The sequence below is a fragment of the Streptomyces sp. NPDC031340 genome, from assembly GCF_055569945.1.
Genome location: NZ_JBVIIE010000026.1, coordinates 74564 through 98233, shown reverse-complemented (window position 1 = coordinate 98233; position 23670 = coordinate 74564). Strand labels below are relative to the sequence as shown.

Annotated in this window: 23 protein-coding genes, 1 pseudogene and 1 riboswitch; of the genes and pseudogenes, 8 read left to right on the top strand and 16 right to left on the bottom strand. The window is 73.4% G+C overall.

Translation table 11 applies throughout. From position 1 onward, the window contains the following. Window positions 1–121: 121 nt before the first annotated feature. Window positions 122–226: pseudogene (locus ACZ5GT_RS21595) on the top strand (4-hydroxy-2-oxovalerate aldolase); the annotation flags it as partial. A gap of 52 nt (window positions 227–278) precedes the next feature. On the opposite strand, the gene ACZ5GT_RS21590 reads toward ACZ5GT_RS21595, so the two are convergent. Together ACZ5GT_RS21590 and ACZ5GT_RS21585 are read right to left on the bottom strand one after the other, a co-directional pair. Next, entirely contained in the window at window positions 279–1556 is a 1278-nt protein-coding gene (locus ACZ5GT_RS21590) for a metallophosphoesterase (RefSeq protein ID WP_469027363.1), read from the bottom strand. Between the two features lie 111 nt (window positions 1557–1667). After that, on the bottom strand, window positions 1668–1907 hold the full coding sequence (locus tag ACZ5GT_RS21585) for an SCO4848 family membrane protein (protein ID WP_351888132.1): 240 nt from the start codon (window positions 1905–1907) through the stop codon (window positions 1668–1670). Between the two features lie 82 nt (window positions 1908–1989). Between ACZ5GT_RS21585 and ACZ5GT_RS21580 the strand changes: the two genes are divergently transcribed. Then, entirely contained in the window at window positions 1990–3270 is a 1281-nt protein-coding gene (locus tag ACZ5GT_RS21580; protein WP_469027268.1) for a D-alanyl-D-alanine carboxypeptidase family protein, read from the top strand. Here ACZ5GT_RS21580 and ACZ5GT_RS21575 read toward each other — a convergent pair. The 4 genes from ACZ5GT_RS21575 to ACZ5GT_RS21560 all read right to left on the bottom strand — a co-directional run bounded on the left by ACZ5GT_RS21575 (window position 3218) and on the right by ACZ5GT_RS21560 (window position 6108). Beyond that, window positions 3218–4144 carry a YihY/virulence factor BrkB family protein gene (locus ACZ5GT_RS21575; protein WP_469027263.1) on the bottom strand — a complete coding sequence of 309 codons (927 nt, stop codon included), beginning with the start codon at window positions 4142–4144 and terminating at the stop codon, window positions 3218–3220. The two genes, ACZ5GT_RS21580 and ACZ5GT_RS21575, sit on opposite strands and share 53 nt — an antisense overlap. After that, a complete protein-coding gene (locus ACZ5GT_RS21570) occupies window positions 4132–4518 on the bottom strand; it encodes a GtrA family protein (protein ID WP_469027259.1) in 387 nt (128 codons plus the stop codon). Before ACZ5GT_RS21570 ends, ACZ5GT_RS21575 begins: the two co-directional genes overlap by 13 nt. Before the next feature lie 137 nt (window positions 4519–4655). After that, complete coding sequence (locus tag ACZ5GT_RS21565) at window positions 4656–5636, bottom strand: decaprenyl-phosphate phosphoribosyltransferase (protein ID WP_469027256.1); 981 nt, start codon at window positions 5634–5636, stop codon at window positions 4656–4658. Beyond that, window positions 5629–6108 (bottom strand): phosphatase PAP2 family protein, encoded by a 480-nt coding sequence (locus ACZ5GT_RS21560; RefSeq protein WP_469027356.1) that lies wholly within the window; start codon window positions 6106–6108, stop codon window positions 5629–5631. Before ACZ5GT_RS21560 ends, ACZ5GT_RS21565 begins: the two co-directional genes overlap by 8 nt. A 226-nt stretch (window positions 6109–6334) precedes the next feature. On the opposite strand from ACZ5GT_RS21560, the gene ACZ5GT_RS21555 reads away from it, so the two are divergent. After that, window positions 6335–7684 (top strand): FAD-binding oxidoreductase, encoded by a 1350-nt coding sequence (locus ACZ5GT_RS21555; protein ID WP_469027251.1) that lies wholly within the window; start codon window positions 6335–6337, stop codon window positions 7682–7684. An 11-nt stretch (window positions 7685–7695) separates the two neighbouring features. Next, entirely contained in the window at window positions 7696–8451 is a 756-nt protein-coding gene (locus ACZ5GT_RS21550) for a decaprenylphospho-beta-D-erythro-pentofuranosid-2-ulose 2-reductase (RefSeq protein WP_469027248.1), read from the top strand. Between the two features lie 74 nt (window positions 8452–8525). Here ACZ5GT_RS21550 and ACZ5GT_RS21545 read toward each other — a convergent pair whose 3' ends face one another. The 3 genes from ACZ5GT_RS21545 to ACZ5GT_RS21535 all read right to left on the bottom strand — a co-directional run bounded on the left by ACZ5GT_RS21545 (window position 8526) and on the right by ACZ5GT_RS21535 (window position 11871). Further along, on the bottom strand, window positions 8526–9104 hold the full coding sequence (locus ACZ5GT_RS21545; protein ID WP_469027245.1) for a 2'-5' RNA ligase family protein: 579 nt from the start codon (window positions 9102–9104) through the stop codon (window positions 8526–8528). Between the two features lie 138 nt (window positions 9105–9242). Further along, window positions 9243–10256: a tryptophan--tRNA ligase gene (gene trpS / locus ACZ5GT_RS21540; protein ID WP_469027240.1), complete on the bottom strand. Its 1014-nt coding sequence runs from the start codon at window positions 10254–10256 to the stop codon at window positions 9243–9245. Between the two features lie 160 nt (window positions 10257–10416). Next, window positions 10417–11871 (bottom strand): glycine hydroxymethyltransferase, encoded by a 1455-nt coding sequence (locus ACZ5GT_RS21535; RefSeq protein ID WP_469027236.1) that lies wholly within the window; start codon window positions 11869–11871, stop codon window positions 10417–10419. 31 nt (window positions 11872–11902) lie between these two features. After that, a riboswitch (ZMP/ZTP riboswitch) is annotated at window positions 11903–12014 on the bottom strand. 102 nt (window positions 12015–12116) lie between these two features. Between ACZ5GT_RS21535 and rocD the strand changes: the two genes are divergently transcribed. Continuing rightward, entirely contained in the window at window positions 12117–13322 is a 1206-nt protein-coding gene (gene rocD, locus ACZ5GT_RS21530; protein WP_469027233.1) for an ornithine--oxo-acid transaminase, read from the top strand. Here the strand turns inward: rocD and ACZ5GT_RS21525 are convergent, their stop codons facing one another. The 3 genes from ACZ5GT_RS21525 to pdxR form a co-directional block, all read right to left on the bottom strand. Continuing rightward, on the bottom strand, window positions 13323–14507 hold the full coding sequence (locus ACZ5GT_RS21525) for a glutathionylspermidine synthase family protein (protein ID WP_469027226.1): 1185 nt from the start codon (window positions 14505–14507) through the stop codon (window positions 13323–13325). It lies immediately after the preceding gene. 6 nt (window positions 14508–14513) lie between these two features. Next, window positions 14514–14873: a hypothetical protein gene (locus tag ACZ5GT_RS21520; RefSeq protein ID WP_469027220.1), complete on the bottom strand. Its 360-nt coding sequence runs from the start codon at window positions 14871–14873 to the stop codon at window positions 14514–14516. 86 nt (window positions 14874–14959) lie between these two features. Continuing rightward, window positions 14960–16375, bottom strand: a complete 1416-nt coding sequence (gene pdxR / locus ACZ5GT_RS21515) for a MocR-like pyridoxine biosynthesis transcription factor PdxR (RefSeq protein ID WP_469027214.1) — start codon at window positions 16373–16375, stop codon at window positions 14960–14962. A 46-nt stretch (window positions 16376–16421) separates the two neighbouring features. On the opposite strand from pdxR, the gene ACZ5GT_RS21510 reads away from it, so the two are divergent. The 3 genes from ACZ5GT_RS21510 to ACZ5GT_RS21500 are packed head-to-tail and all read left to right on the top strand — an operon-like array spanning window position 16422 to window position 18120. After that, window positions 16422–16922, top strand: coding sequence for a carboxymuconolactone decarboxylase family protein (locus tag ACZ5GT_RS21510; protein WP_469027211.1), 501 nt, complete (start codon window positions 16422–16424; stop codon window positions 16920–16922). After that, on the top strand, window positions 16919–17392 hold the full coding sequence (locus ACZ5GT_RS21505) for a carboxymuconolactone decarboxylase family protein (RefSeq protein WP_469027207.1): 474 nt from the start codon (window positions 16919–16921) through the stop codon (window positions 17390–17392). Before ACZ5GT_RS21510 ends, ACZ5GT_RS21505 begins: the two co-directional genes overlap by 4 nt. Beyond that, window positions 17389–18120 (top strand): isocitrate lyase/PEP mutase family protein, encoded by a 732-nt coding sequence (locus ACZ5GT_RS21500; protein WP_469027203.1) that lies wholly within the window; start codon window positions 17389–17391, stop codon window positions 18118–18120. Before ACZ5GT_RS21505 ends, ACZ5GT_RS21500 begins: the two co-directional genes overlap by 4 nt. A 30-nt stretch (window positions 18121–18150) precedes the next feature. Here the strand turns inward: ACZ5GT_RS21500 and ACZ5GT_RS21495 are convergent, their stop codons facing one another. Genes ACZ5GT_RS21495 through ACZ5GT_RS21480 form a run of 4 tightly spaced genes read right to left on the bottom strand, consistent with a single transcriptional unit; the run spans window position 18151 to window position 23636 of the window. Continuing rightward, window positions 18151–19113 (bottom strand): ABC transporter substrate-binding protein, encoded by a 963-nt coding sequence (locus tag ACZ5GT_RS21495; RefSeq protein ID WP_469027196.1) that lies wholly within the window; start codon window positions 19111–19113, stop codon window positions 18151–18153. 1 nt (window position 19114) lies between these two features. Continuing rightward, entirely contained in the window at window positions 19115–21064 is a 1950-nt protein-coding gene (locus tag ACZ5GT_RS21490) for an ABC transporter permease (RefSeq protein ID WP_469027189.1), read from the bottom strand. Next, window positions 21064–22107, bottom strand: coding sequence for a quaternary amine ABC transporter ATP-binding protein (locus ACZ5GT_RS21485; RefSeq protein WP_469027184.1), 1044 nt, complete (start codon window positions 22105–22107; stop codon window positions 21064–21066). Before ACZ5GT_RS21485 ends, ACZ5GT_RS21490 begins: the two co-directional genes overlap by 1 nt. Further along, window positions 22104–23636 carry a GMC family oxidoreductase gene (locus ACZ5GT_RS21480; RefSeq protein ID WP_469027179.1) on the bottom strand — a complete coding sequence of 511 codons (1533 nt, stop codon included), beginning with the start codon at window positions 23634–23636 and terminating at the stop codon, window positions 22104–22106. The genes ACZ5GT_RS21485 and ACZ5GT_RS21480 overlap by 4 nt, the downstream gene beginning before the upstream one ends. Window positions 23637–23670: the final 34 nt, after the last annotated feature.

Sequence of the window (23670 nt, the reverse complement as noted above, 5' to 3'; positions counted from 1 at the left end):
TGGGCCGAGGCGCCGGGCTGCGGCCGCGCCAGGGCGCAGGGCCGGGCGCCGGGCCGGGGTCACGGGTCGTCCCGCCATGGTGCCGGCCTCGGTGCAGTCAGTGGCGGCGCGCACCGAGCACACCGGCTCGGTCCTGGTCGAGGCCGGCCGGCGGGACATGGTCGGCGGCCGGCAGGACATGATCACGGACATCGCCCTGGACCTGGTCGCGGCCGCGCGGGGCTGATCCCGGCCGGGGCCTGTCCCGGCCGGGGGGTGCCGGTCCCCGGCCAGCTGCGTCAGGCCTGCGTCGAGGCCAGCTGGATCACCGTGATGTCGGAGGGGGCCGCCACCCGGGTGGGCGGCCCCCAGGCGCCCGCGCCGCGGGTGACGTACAGCTGGGTGTCGCCGTAGCGCTCCAGACCGGCCACGGTCGGGTTCGCGGCGGCCGCGAGGAAGTTGCCGGGCCAGAGCTGGCCGCCGTGCGTGTGGCCGGACAGCTGCAGGTCGACGCCGTGCCGGACGGCCTCGTGGATCTGCACCGGCTGGTGGGCCAGCAGTACGCAGGCGCGGGACGGGTCCCGGTCGCCGAGCGCCCTGCCGAAGTCGGGGCCCTGGCCCACGCTCTCGCCCTGGAGGTCGTTGACGCCGGCCAGGTCGAACCACGGCAGTTCGGTACGGGCGTTCTCCAGGGGGTGCAGGCCCAGCCGCCGCACCTCCTCGACCCACTGCTCGGCGCCGGAGAAGTACTCGTGGTTGCCGGTGACGAAGTAGGCGGGCGCCGTCAACTGCCGCAGCGGGGCCGCCGCCGGGCCCAGGTCCCGCACGCTGCCGTCCACCAGGTCGCCGACGACGGCCACGAGGTCGGGCCGGGTCGCGTTGACCGTGTCGACGACCTGCTGCGCGAAGCCACGGCCCAGCACCGGTCCCAGGTGGATGTCGCTGACCACCGCGATGCGGTAACCGTGCGCCGCGCGCGGGAGCTTGGCCAGCGGAACGGTGACCCGTTTCACCCGCGGCCCGCGCAGGACGCCGTACGTGCCGTAGCCCACGCTCCCGGCGGCGGCCGTGGCCGCGGCGCCCGCGACGACGCGGGAGACGAAGAGGCGGCGGGAGGGGCCGGCCGTCTCCGCCACGGGCGCGGGTGCCCCCGCTTCCCCGGCGTCCTCGGCGTCCTTGAGGTCGGCCGCCCCGGATGCCTCGGCCGTCCCGGCCGCCCACGCGGGCACCGGCTCCGCCCGCGGTACGGCCGCCGCGGTGCGCGCCCGCCGTGCGGGGAGACGGCGCAGCAGGGGCCGTACGGCCTCGCCCACGACCACCGCCAGCAGCAGGTAGAGCGACAGCGGCAGCCACAGGAAGCCCGGCCAGGCCAGGGTGCGCTGGAGCCAGAAGGGCGCCCCGGCGCGCTCGGCGACGAGGGCGCCGACCGCCAGCAGCCAGCCGCCGGCGATCAGCGCCGCGCCCGCCCGGCGCGCGAGGCCCGGGCCCCGCGTCGTGTCGCGGAACAGCCGTCGCCACAGGTACCAGTTGCCCGTCACCAGGACGGCGAGTACGAGCAGCGCGAAGACGATGCCGATGACCACCGTGCCGTGACCCCCGTTGCCGGTCGTGTCCGTCCCCGCGGGCCGGTGCGCGCGGATCGGTTCGTGCGGGTTGCTGTGTGCGGGTTGCGGGTCGGTGCGTACGGGTTATGAGGTGCGGCGCAATGCGCGCAGTCCGCGCAACCCGATGCCCCCGATGACCGTCCCCAATACGAAGGAGACGACGGCCAGCGTCAGGTGCACCCAGAAGAACGCTGTCGGGTGGCCGTCGTCGAAGGCCTGCCCGCTGCTGTCCTTGATCAGGTTTTTGACGAAAGTGACCCAGATGACCCAGCTCCACACCCCGAAGGCGAGCAGGAACCAGGAGACGGGGCGGCTGAGCTTCATGCGTCCAGTATCGCCGTACCGGTTCCGGCCCGGTGTGCGGGGTGGTGGGACGTCACGGCGGACGGCCGGTACCTTCTCGGTCGTGCCCGCACCCATGAAGACCGTCCGGCGTTCCCTGCTGGCCGCCTCCGCCGTCCTGTCGTCCCTCGCGCTGAGCGCGCCCGCCGCCCTGGCGGCGCCCAGCCCCTCCCCGAGCCCGTCGGCCACTCCCCCGGCGAGCATGTCGGGCATCGGCGGCGCCCGGCTCGGGCAGCCGGGCACCCAGGCCGACCTGGGCAGCGATGCCCCGGTGCTGCCCAAGGGGCTGACCGCGCGCTCGTGGATCGTCGCGGACGCCGAGTCCGGCGAGGTGCTCGCCGCGCACAACGCGCACTGGCGGCTGCCCCCGGCGAGCACCATGAAGATGCTGTTCGCGGACACGGTGCTGCCCAGGTTCCCGAAGACGATGAAGCACAAGGTGGTGCCCACCGACCTGGCGGGCGTCGGGGCCGGTTCCAGCATGGTCGGGATAAAGGAGGGCGAGACCTACACCGTCCAGGACCTGTGGCTCGGCGTCTTCCTGCGCTCCGGCAACGACGCCGTGCACGTGCTGGCGGCGATGAACGACGGCGTCGACAACACCGTCGAGGAGATGAACGAGCACGCCGAGGAGTTGCAGGCCCTCGACACGCACGTGGTGACCCCGGACGGCTACGACGCGCCGCGGCAGGTCTCCTCCGCCTACGACCTGACGCTGTTCGCCCGCTCCGGGCTGCAGAAGAAGGACTTCCGCGAGTACTGCTCGACCGTGCGCGCGCAGTTCCCGGGCGAGACGACGAAGAACAAGAAGGGCAAGGAGGTCCGCGGGTCCTTCGAGATCCAGAACACCAACCGGCTGCTGACCGGCGACTCGGACGTCTCCGTCTACCAGGGCATCGCCGGCGTCAAGAACGGCAACACCACGAACGCCGGCGCCACCTTCACCGGCGTCGCCGAGCGCAACGGGAAGGTGCTGCTCGTCACCGTCATGCACCCGGAGAAGGAAGAGCACAACGAGGTCTACAAGGAGACCTCCCAGCTGTTCGACTGGGGCTTCAAGGCGGTCGGGAAGGTACGGCCGGTCGGTGAGCTGGTGCCGCCGAGGAGCGCCGCGCAGGCCGGCGCGCAGCCGGGCGCCGACGCCACGGCCGGCCGGACCGGCGGGGCCGGCGCGGTGCCGGCGACGCCGGCCGTGAACGCCTCGGCCGGGGGCCGCTCCCCCGGCGGCATGGGGACGGCCCTGGCGATCACCGGCGGGCTGCTGGTGCTGCTCGCGGGGGCCGCGTTCCTGGTCAACCGCCGCTGGCCGCTGCCGGACCTGGTGCGTCGCCGTCCGCGTCAGTGACCTCGGCGTCCTCGGCGACCTCTTCGTCCTTGCTCCGCGTCGCCGTCCACGCGGCGCTGAACAGGACCAGTTTCGAGGTGAAGTTGATCCACAGCAGCAGGGCGACCGGTGTGCCGAAGGCGCCGTACATGCTCTTGGCCGCCACGCCCTGCAGGTAGCCGCTCATCAGCGCCTTCAGCAGTTCGAAGCCGACCGCGCCGATCAGCGCCGCCACCAGCAGGCGGCGGCGCGGCGGTTCGACGCCGGGCAGCAGGGTCAGGACGTACAGCAGGAGCAGGAAGTCGGCGAGCACCGCGACGGCGAACGCGGCGGCGTACAGCAGGACGCTGCCCCAGCCGCCCTCCCGGATGCCGAGCTGCCGGATGATCCAGCCGACCATCGCGGAGGCGACGGCGGAGGCGGCGAGCGTGACCAGGACGGCGCCGCCGAGGCCGAGCAGGACACCCAGGTCCTTGGCCTTGCGCAGGAGGGCGTTCTCCTCCTCGTCCGGCAGTTCCCACACCGCCCGCAGGCAGTCGCGTGTCGCGCCCGCCCAGCCGATGCCGGTGAACAGCAGGAGGGCGCCCGCGATGAGGCCGATGGTGCCGGCGTTGCGGACCAGACCCTCGATGTCGAGCTGGTCGGAGATGCCGGGCACCTGCTCGGCGAGCTTGTTCTGGATCTCCTTCTGCCGGCTCTCGCTGAGCGTGGCGGCGGCGACGGCGGCGGTCACGGTGAGCAGCGGGAACAGCGCGACGAAACTGGTGAAGGTCATCGCGGCGGCCAGCCGGGTCCACTTCACCCGGTCCAGGCGCTGGTACGACCGCCACGCGTGCGTGGTCGTCAGGCGTGCCGTCAGCGGCCCGACGACGGGGAGCTTCTTCAGCCAGTCCATGTCCCGACTCTGCCCTCGGCGGAGAAGACCAATGTCCGGGTGCCCCAGAAGCGCAGCACGGTGGCGAGCGCCATGCCGATGCCCGCGCCCGAGACGGTGTCCGCCCGCTGCGAGGTCAGACCGAGGCCGTAGTGGCTGACGGCGAGGCAGAGCAGCTGGACGAGGGCGCCGGCGGCGTTCACCGCGAAGAAGACGGCGCAGGGGCGCGGGCCGCGGGGTCCGCTGCCCCGGTAGGTGCCGAGCGCGTTGCCCGCGTACGCCACCGTGCAGCCCGCGACGAACGACAGCGCCTTGGCGGTGATCGGGCCGAGTCCCGCGGGGCCGCGCAGGCAGGTGAACACGGCGAGGTCGACGGCGTAGGCGAGGAGGCCCACGGCGGCGAACCCGGCGAGTTCGTGTCTCCACGCGCGCGTGCCCGCCCCGGGGCGCCGGCGCGGTGACGGGCCCGGGGACGGGCGCGGGGACGGGCGCGGGGACGGGTGCGGGGACGGGTGCGGGGACGGGTGGGCGCTCACCAATTGGCCACCGCCAGACCGTACATCGCCAGCCACACCACGCCGATGAGGGTGAGCGCGCGGTCGCGCAGCACGACCTCCTCCGGTTCGCCGGCGGTGCCGCGGTCGGCGAACACCGCGTAGCGCAGGATCGCGAGGATGAAGGCGACCATGGACAGCTGGCGCCAGGGCAGCACGCTGGTGTTCGGGACGCCGCCCTCCTCCAGGGCCCACAGGCAGTAGCCGAGGACGGCGACGCCGGCCGCGAGCTGCCAGACGAAGCGCAGGTAGCCGGTGGTGTACTCGGTGAGCAGCGCGCGGGTGGCGCCGGCCTTCCCGGCCATCTGGACGGCCTCGGAGTACCGCTTGGCCGACACCATGAACAGCGCGCCGAAGCCGGTGGTGATGAGGAACCAGCGGGAGAGCGGGATGCCGAGCGCGAGTCCGCCGACCATCGCCCGCATCAGGAACCCGGTCGTGACGACCACCAGGTCGACGACGAGGACGTGCTTGAGGCTGACGCAGTACGCCAGCTGCATGCCGAGGTAGGCCGTCAGCAGCACCGCGACGGCCGGTGAGACCAGCAGGGCCGCGACGGCCGGCGCGAGCACGCCGAGGGCGGCGCCGGCGGCGTACGCGACGGGCACCGGGACCTGTCCGGCGGCGACCGGGCGGCGGCGTTTGGTGGGGTGGGCGCGGTCGGCCGCCACGTCGCGGGCGTCGTTGACCAGGTAGACGGCCGCGGCGCAGGCGGTGAACAGGGCGAAGACCGCCGCGAGTTCGGTGAGGGCGGTCCAGGAGAACAGCCGGCCGGCGGCCGCGGGCGCGGCGACGACCAGGACGTTCTTGACCCACTGCTTGGGGCGTGCGGTCCTCAGCAGGCCGCCGAGGATGCTGCCCTTGGGCTGCGGCTCGGGCCGGCGGTGGGGTGTGCGCTGACCGTGCAGCGCCGTGTCGCGGGTGCGTGCGCCGCCGGTGAGGGGAGCTGTCTCAGTCATGCGTGCCTCCCCGCATCCAGCGCGCCCCGACGCAGGCCGTGAGCGCCCCGAGGAGGGCGCCCGCCGCCACGTCCGTGGGGTAGTGCACGCCGACGACCAGACGGGAGAGGCACACCGCGGCGGCGAGCGGCGGGATCGCGTACGCCCCGAGCGCGCCGTAGGCGACGGCGGCGGCCACCGCGGAGCTCGCGTGCGAGCTGGGGAAGGAGTGCCGGCCGACGGTGCGCACGAGCGGTTCGACGTGCGCCGGGCGGGGGCGGCGCACCACCCTTTTCACCCCCATGCTGGCGGCGTGCGCGCCCGCGGTGAGCGCCGTGCCGCGCAACCAGGCGCCGCGCCGCGCGCCGTCCACGGCGGCCCCTGTGAGGCCCGCCGCGAGCCAGACCGCGCCGTGCTCGCCGGCCCACGACAGGGCGCGCGCGGCGGCTGCCACGCGCGGGTCGCCGCCGCGGGCGCGGAGCGCCGAGAGCATCCGGTGGTCCAGGCCGGGGGGTGCGCCGGGTGCGCCGAGACCGTCGGGGTGGTCGAGGTCGTGGGGCTCGTCCGTGTGGTCCAGGTGGTCCATGGGGCATCACTGTTCACGCCGACCCGGCCGGAACTCCGTCAATATTGAGCGACATCCCATTAATCACCCATTTCGGGGAGAGAATCCATGTTTCTGAACTAATCGGTCACATAGGGGCGATACGGTCACCGGCATGTCTGTCGACACCGTTCCCGTCACCGGTTGGGGCCGCACCGCGCCCACCGCGGCCCGTCTGATCCGCCCACGGACGTACGAGGAGGCCGCGGCCGCCGTCCGGGAGTGCGGGGCCCGCGGGGGCATCGCCAGAGGCCTGGGGCGGGCGTACGGGGACGCGGCGCAGAACGCCGGCGGCGCCGTCCTCGACATGACGGCACTGGACCGGATCCACGCCATCGACGCCGACGGCGGGACCGTGCTGTGCGACGCGGGCGTCTCCCTGCACCGCCTGATGGAGGTGCTGCTGCCGCTCGGCTGGTTCGTGCCGGTGACGCCCGGCACCCGGTACGTGACCGTCGGCGGCGCGATCGGCGCGGACATCCACGGCAAGAACCACCACGTCTCCGGCTCCTTCGCCCGGCACGTGCTGTCCTTCGAACTCCTCACCGCCGACGGCACGGTCCGCACGGTGGGCCCCGGCACCCCGCTGTTCGACGCGACCGCCGGCGGCATGGGCCTGACCGGCGTGATCCTGACCGCGACCGTCCGGCTGCTGCCCGTGGAGACGTCCCTGATGACGGTCGACACCGAGCGCGCGGCGGACCTCGACGACCTGATGGCCCGGCTGACCGCCACCGACCACCGCTACCGCTACTCCGTCGCGTGGATCGACCTGCTCGCGCGCGGCGCGGCGACCGGCCGCGCGGTCCTCACCCGCGGCGACCACGCGCCGCTGGACGCGCTGCCCGCCCGCGCGCGCAGCGCCCCGCTCGTCTTCCGCACCCCGCGCTTCCCGGCCGCGCCCGCCTTCCTGCCGGAGGGGCTGCTCAGCCGCACCACCGTGGGCCTGTTCAACGAGCTGTGGTACCGCAGGGCGCCCCGCGCGCGCACCGGCGAGCTGCAGCGGATCTCCACCTTCTTCCACCCCCTCGACGGGGTCCCGCACTGGAACCGGATCTACGGCCGCGGCGGCTTCGTGCAGTACCAGTTCGTCGTCGGCCACGGCCGGGAGGACGCCCTGCGCTCCGTCGTGCGGCGCATCTCCGAACGCCGCTGCCCGTCCTTCCTGGCCGTCCTCAAGCGGTTCGGCGAGGCCGACCCGGGCTGGCTGTCCTTCCCGGTGCCCGGCTGGACGCTCGCCCTGGACGTCCCGGCGAACCTGCCCGGTCTCGGCGCGTTCCTCGACGAGCTGGACGAGGAGGTGGCCGCGGCCGGCGGGCGCGTCTACCTCGCCAAGGACTCCCGGCTGCGGCCCGAACTGCTCGCCGCGATGTATCCGCGCCTCGACGACTTCCGGTCCCTGCGCGCGGAGCTGGACCCGCGCGGGGTGTTCACCTCCGACCTCTCCCGCCGCCTCACCCTCTAGGAGCTGCTGTCGTGAAGGACGCTTTCGGCATCCCCCAGTCCCTGCTGGTCCTCGGCGGTACGTCCGACATCGGGCTCGCCACCGCGCGCCGCCTGATCGCGCGCCGCACCCGCACCGTGTGGCTGGCCGGACGCCCGTCGCCCGCGCTGGACCGGGCGGCGGACGGTCTGCGCGCGCTGGGCGCGGACGTGCGCACCGTCGCCTTCGACGCGCTCGACCCCGACTCCCACGAGACCGTGCTCGGCAAGGTCTTCGCCGAGGGCGACATCGACATGGTGCTGCTGGCCTTCGGGATCCTCGGCGACCAGGCGCACGACGAGCGCGACCCGGCCTCCGCGGTGCGCGTGGCGCAGACCAACTACACCGGCGCGGTGTCGGCGGGCCTGGTCGGCGCACGCGCCCTGCAGGCGCAGGGCCACGGCTCCCTGGTGGTGCTGTCCTCCGTCGCCGGGGAGCGGGCCCGCCGCGCCAACTTCATCTACGGCTCCAGCAAGGCGGGCCTGGACGCCTTCGCGCAGGGCCTGGGCGACGCGCTGCACGGCACCGGCGTGCACGTGATGGTCGTACGCCCCGGGTTCGTACGGTCGAAGATGACCGCGGGTCTCGCCGAGGCGCCGCTCGCGACCACGCCCCAGGCGGTCGCCGCGGCCGTCGAACTGGGCCTCAGGCGGCGCTCGGAGACGGTGTGGGTGCCGGGGACCCTCCGGGTGGTGATGTCGGCGCTGCGGCACGTGCCGCGGGCGGTGTTCCGGCGGCTGCCCGTCTAGGGCCGGTCCGGGACCGCGGTCGCCGGTGGTCGCCGCGGCCAGCGGGTCGGCCGGGGCCCGTGCGGTCGCCGCGGCTAGCGGGTGGGCAGGGGGCCGTGCTCCACGTGGCCCGCCTGCGGGGGCACCACCGCGCCCTTGAAGGCGTACTCGCGCAGCTTGCGCCACACGCCGTCCGCGCCCTGCTCGTACAGCGCGAACCCGGTGCACGGCCAGGCGGCCTCGTAGTCGGCGAGTTCCTCGAAGGCGCGGTCCATCGACGCGTCGTCGATGCCGTGCGCCACGGTGACATGGGGGTGGTAGGGGAACTGGAGTTCCCGCGCCACGGGGCCGGAGGCGTCCCGGACCTGCTTCTGCAGCCAGGCGCACGCCTCGGCGCCCTCGGCGACCCGCACGTACACCACCGGCGACAGCGGCCGGAAGGTGCCGGTGCCGGACAGCCGCATCGGGAACGGCCGGCCGGCCGCGGCGACCTCGGTCAGGTGCGCCTCTATGGCGGGCAGCGCGCCGCTGTCGACCTCGGTCGGCGGCAGCAGCGTGACGTGCGTGGGGATGCCGTGAGCCGCGGCGTCGCCGAAGCCCGCGCGCAGCTGTTGGAGCAGGCTGCCGTGAGGCTCCGGGACCGCGATCGACACACCGATCGTTACGGTCCCCACGTCGTCTCCTGTCGTCGTGACGGGTTGGTGTCTGAAGCCGTCCGGTTATCGACTGTACGGCCACCGCCGGGGTGCGGGCAGGCGCAACCGGAGTGATGTGCGGCGCTCTGTCGCGTGCCGCGCGCGCGGTGGTGCGCGTCAGTGCTTGGCGGGCAGGAAGCCCACCCGGTCGTACGCCTGGGCGAGCGTCTCCGCGGCGACCGTGCGCGCCTTGTCCGCACCCTTGGCCAGGATCGAGTCCAGCGTCTCCGGGTCGTCCAGGTACTGCTGGGTGCGCTCCCGGAACGGCGTCACGAACTCGACCATGACCTCGGCGAGGTCCGTCTTGAGCGCACCGTAGCCCTTGCCCTCGTACTTCTGCTCCAGTTCGGTGATTCCCGCCCCGGTGAGCGTCGAGTAGATGGTGAGCAGGTTGCTGACGCCGGGCTTGTCCTCGGTGTCGTAGCGCACGACGGTGCCGGTGTCGGTGACGGCGCTCTTGACCTTCTTGGCGGTGGCCTTCGGCTCGTCCAGGAGGTTGATCAGACCCTTCGGCGTGGACGCCGACTTGCTCATCTTGATCGACGGGTCCTGGAGGTCGTAGATCTTCGCCGTCTCCTTGAGGATGTACGGCTTGGGGATGGTGAAGGTGTCGCCGAAGCGGCCGTTGAAGCGCTCGGCGAGGTCGCGGGTCAGCTCGATGTGCTGGCGCTGGTCCTCGCCGACCGGCACCTCGTGGGCCTGGTACAGCAGGATGTCCGCGACCTGGAGGATCGGGTACGTGAACAGGCCGACGGACGCGCGCTCGGCGCCGTGCCGGGCGGACTTGTCCTTGAACTGGGTCATGCGGGACGCCTCGCCGAAGCCGGTGAGGCAGTTCATGACCCAGGCGAGCTGGGCGTGCTCGGGGACATGGCTCTGGACGAAGAGGGTGCAGCGCTCCGGGTCCAGGCCGGCGGCCAGCAACTGCGCGGCGGCCAGGCGCGTGTTGGCGCGCAGCTCGGCCGGGTCCTGCGGAATCGTGATCGCGTGCAGGTCGACGACCATGTAGAACGCGTCGTGGGTCTCCTGCAGGTCCACCCACTGGCGGACGGCGCCGAGGTAGTTGCCGAGGTGGAAGGAGCCTGCGGTGGGCTGGATTCCGGAGAGCACGCGGGGTCGGTCAGAAGCCATGTTCACCATTCTCTCAGGTACCGGGGGGTAATCCGGAACCGGCCGGAAACAGGTGTGATCCGATTCCTTCCCGACGGTGTGACAGCTCCTCCCCGGCCGCGTGACGACGGCGGCCCGGCACAGGGCCGGGCCGTCGTCGAGCGGGTCACACTGTCGGGCGTCAGCCCAGGTCGATCTCCGGGTAGAGCGGGAAGCCGGCCACGAGGTCGGTGGCGCGCTGGGAGATCTCCTCCGCGACCTTCCCGTCGAGGACGTGGGCGGCCTTGGACGGGGCGCCGGACTTGGTGGTGCCGGGCTCGGTCGTGGTCAGGACCCGGTCGATGAGGCCGGCTACCTCGTCCATCTCGGCGGTGCCCAGGCCGCGCGTGGTCAGGGCCGGGGTGCCGACGCGGATGCCGGAGGTGTACCAGGCGCCGTTGGGGTCGGCCGGGATGGCGTTGCGGTTGGTGACGATGCCGGAGTCGAGCAGCGCGGCCTCGGCCTGGCGGCCGGTGAGGCCGTAGGAGGTGGCGACGTCGATCAGGTTGAGGTGGTTGTCGGTGCCGCCGGTGACGAGGGTGGCGCCGCGGCGCGTCAGGCCCTCGGCGAGGGCGCGGGAGTTGTCGACGATGCGCCGGGCGTAGTCCTGGAAGGCGGGCTGCCGGGCCTCGGCGAGCGCGACCGCCTTGGCGGCCATGACGTGCGGGAGCGGGCCGCCCAGCACCATCGGGCAGCCGCGGTCGACCTGGTCCTTGAGCGAGTCGTCGCACAGGACCATGCCGCCGCGCGGGCCGCGCAGCGACTTGTGCGTGGTGGTGGTGACGATCTGGGCGTGCGGGACCGGGTCGAAGTCGCCGGTGAGGACCTTGCCGGCGACCAGGCCGGCGAAGTGGGCCATGTCGACCATGAGCGTGGCGCCGACCTCGTCGGCGATCTCGCGCATGATCCGGAAGTTCACCAGGCGCGGGTAGGCGGAGTAGCCGGCCACGATGATCAGCGGCTTGAACTCGCGGGCCTGGGCGCGCAGGGCGTCGTAGTCGATGAGGCCGGTCGCCGGGTCGGTGCCGTAGGAGCGCTGGTCGAACATCTTGCCGGAGATGTTCGGGCGGAAGCCGTGGGTGAGGTGGCCGCCGGCGTCCAGGGACATGCCGAGCATGCGCTGGTTGCCGAAGGCCTGGCGCAGCTCGGCCCAGTCGGCCTCGGAGAGGTCGTTGATCTGGCGGACGCCGGTCTTCTGCAGGAACGGGACCTCGACCCGGTCGGCGAGGACGGCCCAGAAGGCGACCAGGTTGGCGTCGATGCCGGAGTGCGGCTGGACGTAGGCGTGGCGGGCGCCGAACAGCTCGCGGGCGTGCTCGGCGGCCAGCGACTCGACCGTGTCGACGTTGCGGCAGCCGGCGTAGAAGCGGCGGCCGACGGTGCCCTCGGCGTACTTGTCGCTGAACCAGTTGCCCATCGCCAGCAGGGTGGCCGGGGAGGCGTAGTTCTCGGAGGCGATCAGCTTGAGCATCTCGCGCTGGTCGGCGACTTCCTGGCCGATGGCGTCGGCCACACGGGGCTCCACGGCGCGGATGACGTCGAGGGCGGCGCGGAAGGCGGTGGACTCGGTGGAGAGGGGCGCAGAGTTGTCGGGCATGAGGACCTCCGGACGTGGCGTTCGGCGTTCACGGTACGGCCCAGGCGCACGGCACACATGTTCTGCTCGGGCCGCTTCCCGATGGTCGGTCCCATCCTCGGACCCTGCGACGGGGGTCCAGCGCGCCAGTCACGGCCCGCCGGTCAGCCTACCGGGCGGGCCGGACGGCCCAGGCGCGGCGTCCAGCATGCGAGCGACGATGGGACCGGATCATCTCCTCGGATTCTCCTCCCCCGGGAGCTGCCGTGACCGCCACGCGAGACCTGATCGCCGCCGCCGACGCGCACAGCGCGCACAACTATCACCCGCTGCCCGTGGTGGTCGCCACCGCCGAGGGCTCCTGGGTGACGGACGTGGAGGGGCGGCGGTATCTCGACCTGCTGGCCGGCTACTCCGCGCTCAACTTCGGTCACCGCCACCCGCGGCTGGTGCGGGCGGCGAAGGCGCAGCTGGACCGGGTGACGCTGACGTCGCGGGCGTTCCACCACGACCGGTTCGCGGCCTTCTGCGAGCAGCTCGCGGAGCTGTGCGGGATGGAGATGGTGCTGCCGATGAACACCGGCGCGGAGGCGGTGGAGACCGCGGTGAAGACGGCCCGCAAGTGGGGCTACCGGGTCAAGGGGGTGCCCGCGCAGACGGCGAAGATCGTGGTGGCGGGGAACAACTTCCACGGCCGTACGACGACGCTGATCAGCTTCTCCACCGACCCGGAGGCGCGGGCGGACTACGGGCCGTACACGCCGGGCTTCGAGATCGTGCCGTTCGGGGACCTGACGGCGATGCGGGGCGCGCTGACGGAGAACACGGTGGCCGTGCTGCTGGAGCCGGTGCAGGGCGAGGCGGGGGTGATCGTGCCGCCGGCCGGATACCTGCCGGGGGTGCGGGAGCTGACCCGGGAGCGGAACGTGCTGTTCGTCGCCGACGAGATCCAGTCGGGGCTGGGGCGGACGGGGCGGACCTTCGCGTGCGAGCACGAGGGCGTCGTGCCGGACGTGTACGTGCTCGGCAAGGCGCTCGGCGGCGGGGTGGTGCCGGTGTCGGCGGTGGTGTCGTCGGCCGAGGTGCTCGGGGTGTTCCGGCCCGGGGAGCACGGGTCGACGTTCGGCGGGAACCCGCTGGCGTGCGCGGTGGCGCTGGAGGTGATCGCGATGCTGCGCACCGGCGAGTTCCAGGCGCGGGCGGCGGAGCTGGGCGGACGTCTGCTGCGGGAGCTGGACGCACTGAAGGGCACGGGCCGGGTGACGGCGGTGCGGGGGCGGGGACTGTGGGCGGGCGTCGACGTGGCCCCGGCCTGCGGGACCGGCCGTGAGGTGTCCGAGCGGCTCCTGGAGCGGGGAGTGCTGGTGAAGGACACCCACGGCGCGACGATCCGGATCGCGCCGCCGCTGGTGATCGCCGAGGAGGACCTGGACTGGGCGCTGGGCCGGCTGCGGGAAGTACTGGGGCTGTAGTCAGAGGATGACGTGCGGCAGGAAGCGGGCGTACTCGTCCGTGACCGGGCCGGCGGACTCGCGGATGCCGAGGCCCGCCGACTCGTCCTCGACGACCCACGCGCCCAGCACCACGCGGTTGCCGTCGAAGGACGGCAGCGGTGCCAGCTCCTGGTAGCAGCAGGGCTCCTCGCGGATCACCGGGTCGGCGCCGGGTTCGTGCAGGGTGATGCCGGCTCCCTCGCGGCCCAGCAGCGGCTTGGCGGCCCAGCCCGTGGTGTGGGCCAGCTCGCGCGGGCCGTCGAGGTGGGCGGCCAGCAGGTTGGGGTGGCCCGGGTACAGCTCCCACAGGATCGCCAGCAGCGCCTTGTTGCTCAGCAGCATCTTCCAGGCGGGCTCGATCCACAGGGTGGTGCCGGTGCCCCCGCCGTTGTCGAGGGTGTCCAGGACATGGCCGCCGAAGCGGTCGGTGGTGAGCCACTCCCAGGGGTAGAGCTTGAAGCAACTGCGGATGAAGCGGAGCCGGTTGTCGACGAAGCGGCCGGACAGCGAGTCGAAGCCGATCTCCTCCATGGAGATCCAGTCGGTGTCGAGGCCGGCCTGCTCGGCGGTCTCCTTCAGGTAGGCGACCGTCATCAGGTCCTCGCCGAGTTCGTCGGCCGAGGAGTGCGCGAAGTGCAGCGGGCTGCCGGGCGGCAGCAGGGGCGCCTGCCTCTTCCAGGCGGCGACCAGGCGTTCGTGCAGGGAGTTCCACTGGTCGGCGCCGGGGAAGCGGTCCCGCATCCAGAACCACTGGGGCGAGGCCGCCTCCACCAGCGAGGTGGGGGTGTCGGCGTTGTACTCCAGCAGCTTGGCCGGGCCGGCGCCGTCGTAGCGCAGGTCGAACCGGGCGTAGACGGAGGGGAGTTCGGCCCTCCGGTGCCAGGACTCGGCGACCGCCCGGGCGACGCGCGGGTCGGTGATGCCGAGGTCGGCGAAGCGTCCGGCGGCGACGATGTGACCGGCCGCGGCGAGGCACATGCGGTGCAGTTCCTCGACCGTCTCCTCCAGGACCTCGACCTCGGGGAGGGTGAAGGAGTAGTAGGCGCTCTCGTCCCAGTAGGGGCGCAGCGAGCCGTCGGGGTGGCGGGTCAGCGGGTAGACGAGCCCCTGCTCCTCCACCGTGCGCTGCCAGTCGGGGCGCGGGGTGATCGTGTGTCTCTGCACGGGTGTTCAGCCGCCCGAGCTGCCCTTGCCGCCGCCGAAGCCGCCGCGGTCGACGCCGCCGTGGCTGCCTCCGTGGCTGCCGCCGCTCGAACTGCCGCCGCCCTTGCCCGGCTTGGTGAAGGAGCCGCCCTCGACCCAGCCGCCCTTCTTCTTCCCGCCGTAGTACCAGACGCCGTTGGCGTAGGACTTGGTGGAGGAGCAGTTCTTGTCGGCGACGACCTTGTAGCCCTTGGCGAGGGTGTAGCTGTCGCGGTCGACGCAGCGTTTGTCGGGGTCGGAGGAACAGGCGGTGAGGGCCGCCGCGAGCAGTCCCATGCCGCCGAGCACGACCGTGCCCGAACGGAGTTGTCTTCGTGCGTCCGCCATGGTGCGTCCCCCTGGTGTTGCCCTGATGTCCGGCGGACAGCCTAGAGACCGGCCGGCCGGGGCGCGAGGGCGGGGCCGTGCCCTTTCTACGGCAGCACCCGGCACAGTGCCTCCAGCGTCCCGCTCCACCCGTGCTCCGGCGGTGTCCCGTAGCCCACGACCAGCGCGTCCAGGGGCGCCGCGACCGCGTCGGCGTGGCGGAAGCGGGACAGGCCCTGCAGTGAGAGGCCCTGCCAGGCGGCCGCCTGCACCACCGGCCGCTCGGTGCCGGGCGGGAGGCGCAGGACGGCGTGCAGGCCGACCGCTATGCCGGTGACCCGCACGTCCGGGGCGCGCGCGGCGAGGGCCGCGACCAGGGCGTCCCGGCGGCGCCGGTAGCGCAGCCGGGACGCGCGGACGTGGCGGTCGTAGGCGCCGGAGGTGATGAAGTCGGCCAGGGTCAACTGGTCAAGCACGCCACAGGTGTCGGTACCGCCCTTCGCCGACGCCGCCTCCCCGGCGAGGCCCGGTGGCAGCGCCATCCAGGCCAGCCGCAGGCCGGGGGCGAGGGACTTGCTGGCGGTGCCGAGGTAGACGACGCGGTCGGGGTCGAGGCCCTGGAGGGCGCCGACGGGCTGGCGGTCGTAGCGGAACTCGCCGTCGTAGTCGTCCTCCAGGACCAGGCCGCCGGTGCGCCGCGCCCAGTCCAGGACGGCGGCCCGGCGGTCCCGGTGCAGCGGCACACCCATCGGGAACTGGTGGGCGGGGGTGAGCAGGACGGCGTCGGCGTCCGTCAACGCCGTGGGGTCGGTGCCCAGTTCGTCGAAGGGCAGCGGCGCGGTGCGCAGTCCGGCCGCTTCGAGCAGGCTCCAGCTCGGCGGCAGTCCGTACGACTCAACGGCGACCGTCCGCGCCCCGCGCGCCGGCAGCACCGTGCCGAGGATGCGCAGGGCGTGCACGAACCCGGAGCACACCAGGATCCGGTCGGGGTCGGTGCGCACGCCGCGCGACCGGGCGAGGTAGCCGGCCAGCGCGGTGCGCAGTTCGGCGCGGCCGCGCGGGTCGCCGTAGCCGAGGGCGTGGTACGGGACCGCGTTCAGCGCCCGGCGGGCGGACCTGAGCCACTCCGCGCGCGGGAACGCGGACAGGTCGGGGCTGCCGGGGCGCAGGTCGAAGGCGGGGCGGTCGCGGTCGCCGGCCTGCGGACGCGGCGCCGGGCCGGGCCGTCCGTCGTCCCGCTGCCGCGCGGGCGTGGACGGCACCCCCGGGGCGACCCGGGTGCCGGAGCCCTGCCGGGCGGTCAGCCAGCCCTCGGCCACCAGGTCGGCGTACGCGCCGGCCACCGTGTTGCGGGCGATGCCCAGGTCGGCGGCGAGCGCGCGGGAGGACGGCAGCCGGGTGCCGGGGGCCAGCCGGCCGGTGCGCACGGCCTCGCGCAGCGCGTCGGTCAGGCCCTTGCGGGGGTGCGGGCCGGCCGGTTCCAGGTGCAGGTCGACACCCGGAGTGGCCCAAGGTTTCGCCATGGAAGTGGACCATACTCCTGGGCTGCCTCGCTCCTAGGGTCGAGACATGACCACAGAGGAAACCGCCGCTCGGTACGCCCCCGAGCACACCCCGCGCCTGCGCTGGGCGCAGCACGCGCCCGAGGTCTACAAGGCGATGGTCCGGCTGGACGCGGCCGCCCGGCAGGGCCTGGACCCCGCCCTGTACGAGCTGGTGAAGATCCGCGCCTCGCAGATCAACCACTGCGCGTTCTGCCTCGACATGCACACCAAGGACGCGCTCGCCGCGGGTGAGAGCGTGGAGCGGATCGTCCAGCTCAGCGCGTGGGAGGAGTCGCGGCACTTCTACACGGAGAAGGAGCTCGCGGCGATCGAGCTGACCGAGGCGATCACGGTGCTGACGGACGGTTTCGTGCCGGACGAGGTGTACGACCGCGCGGCCGAGCACTTCGAGGAGGCCGAGCTGGCGCAGCTGATCGCCGCGATCACGGTGATCAACGCCTGGAACCGGTTCGGGGTGACCACCCGCATGGTTCCGGGCCACTACCGTCCGGGGCAGCACAAGTGAGCCGTACCAGACTCCTGGACCGCGAGGTCGCCGGGGCGATGTCCGCGCTCAGCGCCGCCGCGAAGCACGGGCTCGGCGACCCCGCGCTCGCCGAGCTGGTGGTGATCCGGGCCTCGCAGATCAACCGCTGCGCGTTCTGCCTCGACATGCATCTGGCGATCGCCCGCAAGCACGGCGTGAGCGAGAAGCAGCTCGATCTGCTGAGCGCCTGGGAGGAGGCCGGGGACGACGTCTTCGACGCGCGGGAGCGGGCCGCGCTCGCGCTGACGGAGGCGGTGACCGTGCTGACCGGTGGTGTCTCCGGAACGGAACCGCAGGGGAGTTTCGTTCCGGACGAGGTGTACGCGGACGCCGCCGGGCACTTCGACGACGTACGCCTCGCCCACCTCATCGCGCTGATCACCGCCATCAACAGCTGGAACCGGGTGATGGTCAGCCGCCGCGTCGAGCCCGGGGAGTACACACCGTGAACACCCACGACAAGGCCGGCGTCTTCCGCGCCCTGCACCGCCGCCGGGATCCCGCGGACCCGCTGGTGCTGCCCGGCCCCTGGGACGCGGCCAGCGCCCGGGCGTGCGCCGACGCGGGGTTCCCGGCGCTGGCGATCCCCAGCGCCGGGGTCGCGGCGTCGCTCGGCTACCGGGACGGGCAGACCCCCGCCGACGAGATGTTCGCGGCGGTGGCCCGGATCGTGCGGGCCGTGGACGTGCCGGTGTCGGCGGACGTCGAGGGCGGGTACGGGCTGGCGCCGAAGGAGCTGGTGGAACGGCTGCTGGAGGCCGGGGCCGTCGGCTGCAACCTGGAGGACTCCGCGGGCGGCGTGCTGAAGGACCCGCGGGAGCACGCCGAGTGGCTGGCCGAGGTGCGGTACGCGGCCGGCGGCGACCTGTTCGTCAACGCCCGCGTGGACACCTTCCTGCGCGGCGAGAACGATCCCGAACGGGCCATCGAGCGGGCCGCGTCGTACGTCGCCGCGGGCGCCGACTGTGTGTATCCCATCGGCGCGCCGGTGAAGGTGCTGCCGCTGCTGCGGTCCGGGATCCAGGGCCCGCTGAACGTGTTCGCGCGGCTGGACGGCGAGGGCCCCTCGCCCACCGAACTCGGTGAACTCGGGGCCACCCGCGTCACGTTCGGGCCGGAGCTGCAGCGCCGGGCGACGGCCGCGGTCGGGGAGATCGCCGCCCGGATCGCCCGCTGAGAGGTCCGCGGCCGTACGGCCCGCCCGGGGTCAGGACAGCCACGCCTTCCAGGTGGAGGCGTGGCCGTCCACCCACTTCTTCGCCGCCTGCTCGGGTGTGAGCTTCCGGTCGGCGATCAGCAGGGAGACCTCGTTCTGGTCCTCGGTGGTCCACTTGAACTTCTTCAGGAAGGCCGCCGCCCTGCCGCCGGACTTCGCGAAGTCCGCGTTGAGGTACTTCTGCAGCGGGGTGTGCGGATAGGCGCAGGCGACCTTCGCCGGGTCCGCGTCGCAGCCGTCCTGGTACGGCGGGAGTTTCACCTCGGTCATGGGGACCTTCTCGAACAGCCACTGCGGCGAGTACCAGTACGTGAGGAACGGCTTGTGTTCCTTGGCGAACTGCCGTATCTGGGTGATCTGCGCGGCCTCCGAGCCGGCGAACACCACCTGGTAGTCCAGCTTCAGGTTCTTCACCAGCGCCTTGTCGTTGGTGACGTAGGACGGGGAGCCGTCCATCAGCTGGCCCTTGCCGCCGCTCTCCGCGGTGCGGAAGAGGGAGGCGTACTTGTCGAGGTTCTTCCAGTCCGTGATGTCGGGGTGCTTCTCGGCCAGGTAGGTGGGCACGAACCAGCCGATGTGCCCGGTCACCCCGAGGTCGCCGCCGCGGGCGATGGTCTTCTTCTCGTCGATGTACCGCTTCTCCTGGTCGGGGTGGCCCCAGTCCTCCAGGATCGCGTCGACCCGGCCCTGGCTGAGCGCGTCCCAGGCGGGGATCTCGTCGACCTGGACGGTGTCGACGCGGTAGCCGAGCTCGTGCTCCAGCAGGTACTCGGCGACGGCCACGTCGGCCTGCGCGCCGACCCAGGACTGCACGGAGAGGGTCACCGTCCTGGCGCCCCGGGCGCCCGCGAACGGGGACGCCTGCCTGGTCATGTCGGCGGCGCCGCAGGCGGTGAGGAGGGAGAGCGCGGCGGCCGCGGCGGCGAGGGCGGAAGCCCTGCGGTTCGGTGCCATGTCACGCACCGCCCTTCTCGTGACGCTCCACCGGCTGCGTCACCCGGTCAAGGACCAGCCCCAGGCACACGATCGCCGCGCCCGCCACCAGCCCGGTGGCCAGGTCGCCCTGGGCCAGCCCGAACACCACCTCGTAGCCGAGCGCGCCGCCGCCGACCAGGCCGCCGATGATGACCACGGCCAGCACCAGGACCACACCCTGGTTGACGGCGAGCAGCAACGACCGCCGGGCGAGCGGGAGCTGGACCTGGCGCAGCTGCTGCCCCGGCGTCGCGCCGAGCGAGCGGGCCGACTCCAGCGCGGCCGGGTCGACCTGGCGCAGGCCCTGCGCGGTGATCCGGACGACGGCCGGCAGGGCGTAGACGACGGCCGCCGCGACGGCGGGGGCGCGGCCCACACCGAACAGCGCCACGACCGGGATCAGGTACACGAACTGCGGCAGCGTCTGCAGGACGTCCAGGACCGGCCGGAGCAGCCGGTCGAAGCGGGCGCTGCGGGCCGCGGCGACACCGGTCGCCACCCCGAGGACGAGGGTGACGGCGACGGCCGCGAGGACCTGGGAGAGGGTGTCCAGGGACGGCTTCCACACGCCCAGCACACCCGTCGCGGCCATCGCGAGGACGGCGGTGAGCGCGGTGCGCCAGGTGCCGGCCAGCCAGGCCAGGGCGGCGACCAGCAGCAGCACCGACCACCAGGGCAGCCACTGCAGGCCGCCGCGGACCGGGTCGAGGACCCAGGCGGTGAAGCGGCCCGCCCAGTCGGCGGTGCCGCCCACGACCGGCACACCCGAGTACAGGTGGGCGGTCATCCAGTCGACGGCCCGGTCCACGGGGCCGGCGATGTCGAGGGTCCAGGATCCGGGCCAGTCGAGCCGGCCCGCCAGACGTCCGGCGGCGGCGACCGCCACGACCGCGGCGGCCGCGTACGCCCACCGTGCCCGCCGGTGCGTCGTCGCGCCCGAGCCCGCCGCCGCACCGGCGGCGCCGGTCACCCTGTCCAGGACGACGGCGAGCAGCACGATCGGGATGCCGGCCGCCAGCGCCGCGCCCACGTCGACCGAGGCGAGCGCCTGGTAGACACGGTCACCGAGGCCGCCGGCGCCGATGACCGAGGCGATGACGGCCATGGACAGCGCCATCATGATCGTCTGGTTGACGCCGAGCAGGAGTTCCTTGCGGGCCAGCGGAAGGCGCGCGGTGAGCAGCCGCTGGCGGGCGGTGGCGCCGAGCGACTCGACGGCCTCCAGCACCTCCTTGTCGGCGCCGCGCAGCCCGAGGGCGGTGAGCCGGGCCATCGGCGGGGCGGCGTAGACGACGGTGGCGAGGACCGCGGCGGGCACGCCGATGCCGAAGACCAGCACGACGGGGAGCAGGTAGGCGAAGGCGGGCAGCACCTGCATGGTGTCCAGGACCGGGCGCAACGCGCGGTCGAGCCGGTCGGACAGTCCGGCGCCGAGGCCGAGCAGGGCGCCGACGACGACCGACGCCAGGACGGCCACGGTCATCAGCGCGAGGGTCTGCATGGCCGGCACCCACATGCCGAGCAGTCCGCAGGCGAGGAACGCGGCGGCCGTGCCGAGGGCGAGCCGGACGTCGGCCACGCGCCGGGCGAGGAGCGCGCCGGCGGCGGTGACGCCGGCCCAGCCCGCGCCGAGCAGCACCAGGTAGACGGCGCGTACCGAGACGACGACCGCGTTGCTGATGTGCCCGAAGAAGTACAGGAACAGCGGGTGGCTGTCGCGGTTGTCGACGATCCAGTCGCCGGCCGAGGTCAGCGGACCGGAGAGGTCGACGGTCAGGGCGTGCGGCCAGCCGTCACCGGCCCAGCGCGTGGCGGCGAGCGGCACGAGGACCGCAACGGCGAGCGCGAGCAGCAGGAGTTTCCGGACCGCGCGGTGCCTGAGCAGGCCTGCGGGGAGGACGCGGGGGGCGGATGCGGTGACCGTCGCCATCAGGCCGCCTCCCCGCGCGGCTCGGTCCCGGCCACGACGCCGAGGAGCCGTTCGTGGTCGACGACGCCCAGGCAGCGGCCGTCCTCGACGACGCAGGCGGGCGCGCCGCGGCGGGCGACGACCTTGATGGCGTCGGAGACCACCTCGTCGGGCGCGAGCGCGCCGGGGTGGCCGGGTCCGCCGCAGTCGCCGGGGCGCATGGCCGTGCGGACGGTCATGACCTGCTCGCGCGGAACGTCGCGGACGAAGGCGCGGACGTAGTCGTCGGCCGGCGAGCCGACGATCTCCTCCGGGGTGCCGAGCTGCACCACGCGGCCGTCGCGCATCAGGGCGATGCGGTCGCCCAGCTTCAGGGCCTCGCTCAGGTCGTGGGTGATGAAGACCATCGTGCGGCCCTCCTCGCGGTGCAGCCGGACCACCTCCTCCTGCATGTCGCGCCGGATCAGCGGGTCGAGCGCGCTGAACGGCTCGTCGAACAGCAGCACTTCGGGGTCGACCGCCAACGCCCTGGCCAGGCCGACGCGTTGCCGCTGGCCGCCGGACAGCTGGGCCGGCCGGCGCTGCTCCATGCCCTCCAGGCCGACCTTGGCGACGACCTTCTGTGCGCGGGAGCGGCGTTCGGCCCTGCCGACGCCCTGGATCTCCAGGCCGTAGGCCACGTTGTCGAGGACCGTGCGGTGCGGGAGCAGGCCGAAGTGCTGGAAGACCATCGCCGCGCGGTGGCGGCGCAGCTCGCGCAGGCGCGCGCGGTCCATGGCGCGTACGTCCTCGCCGTCGATGGCGATGCCGCCCGCGGTCGGCTCGATCAGCCGGGTCAGGCAGCGCACCAGCGTGGACTTGCCGGAGCCGGACAGGCCCATGACGACGAAGACCTCGCCCTTGCACACGTCGAAGGAGACGTCCCGGACGGCGGCCGTGCAGCCGGTGCGGGCGCGCAGCTCGGCGGGGTCCAGGCCGGCCAGATCGGCGTCGGCGGGGACGCGGTCCGCCTTGGGGCCGAACACCTTCCACAGGCCGTCCACGGAGAAGACGGGTGCGTTCATCGCGCGTCACCTCCGATCAGGTCGGCGGCCTTCTCACCGACCATGAGCACGGTGACCATCGGGTTCACGGCGGTCATGGCCGGGAAGACGGACGCGTCGGCGATCCGGATGCCGTCCAGGCCGCGGATCCGCAACTCAGGGTCGACGACCGCCAGTTCGTCGTCGGCGGCGCCCATCTTGCAGGTGCCGGCGGGGTGGTAGACGGTGTGCGCCGCCCTGCGGGCGTACTCGCTCAGCTCCTCGTCGCCGGTGACGTCGGGGCCGGGGCACACCTCGCGCCTGAGCCAGCCCGCGAGGGGTTCGGTCTTCGCGATCTCGCGGGCGATGCGGATGCCGTCGACGAGGGTCCGGGCGTCGTAGTCGTCCTCGTCGGTGAAGTAGCGGAAGTCCAGGGCGGGTTTGACGGACGGGTCGGCGCTGGTCAGACAGAGCCGGCCGCGGCTCCTGGGCTTGGGGATGTTCGGGGTCATCGACACGCCGAACTCGGGCCGCCGGTAGCCCAGTCGCTCCGGATTGTCGGTGAAGGGGATCTGGTAGAAGTGGAACATCAGGTCCGGGCCCCGGTGCGCGGGGTCGCGGCGCACGAACAGGCCCGCGTCGGAGTCCATCGCGGAGTTGTCCGGGATCGGGCCGTTCGTCTCCCAGACGATCACCGACTCGGGGTGGTCGAGCAGGTTCTCGCCGACACCGGGCAGGTCGTGCACGACGGGGATGCCGAGCGCCTCCAGGTCCCGGCGGGGGCCGATGCCCGAGTGCAGCAGCAGGCGCGGGGAGTCGACGGCGCCCGCGCACAGGACCACTTCGCGCCGGGCCCGGATCAGCGTCTCCGTGCCGTCCTTCGCGCGCACGTGCACGCCCTCGGCCCGTCCCGCGGCCACCTCCAGCCGGTGGGCCCAGGTCTCCAGCAGGATCGTCAGGTTGGGCCGCCGGTCCATCACCGGGTGCAGATAGGCCACCGACGCCGACGAGCGCTTGTTGTCCTCGGGGTGGTAGGCGAGGTCGAAGAAGCCGGCGCCCTCGTCGAACGGCCGCTTGTTGAAGCCCTCGACGCGCGGGACGCCGAGCGCCGCCCGCGCCGCGTCGACGAAGTCGCGGGCGATGGCGTTCCGGTCCTTCTCGTCGACCGGGACGATGTTGTTCTTCAGACGGGCGTAGTACGCCTCCATCGGCGCGGATCCCCAGCCCTTGGCGCCGGCCGCCTCCCACTCGTCCCAGTCGGAGGGCAGCGGCTTGAAGGCGATCAGGGTGTTGTGGGAGGAGCAGCCGCCCAGGACGCGGGCGCGGCTGTGCCGGATGTGGGAGTTGCCGCGGGGCTGCTCGGTGGTCGGGTAGTCGTAGTCCAGTTCGCCGCCGAGCAGGCCCATCCAGCGGCGCAGGGTCAGCACGTCGTCGCGGCCGACGTCGCTGGGTCCGCCCTCGATGACGGCGACGGTGACGCCGGGGTCCTCGGTGAGGCGGGAGGCGATGACGGAGCCCGCCGTGCCGCCGCCGATGACGACGTAGTCGTAGAGGTGGGTTTCTTCGGGCATTGAGGGGTACTCCAGGGTGGCTCGCGGGTGGGGG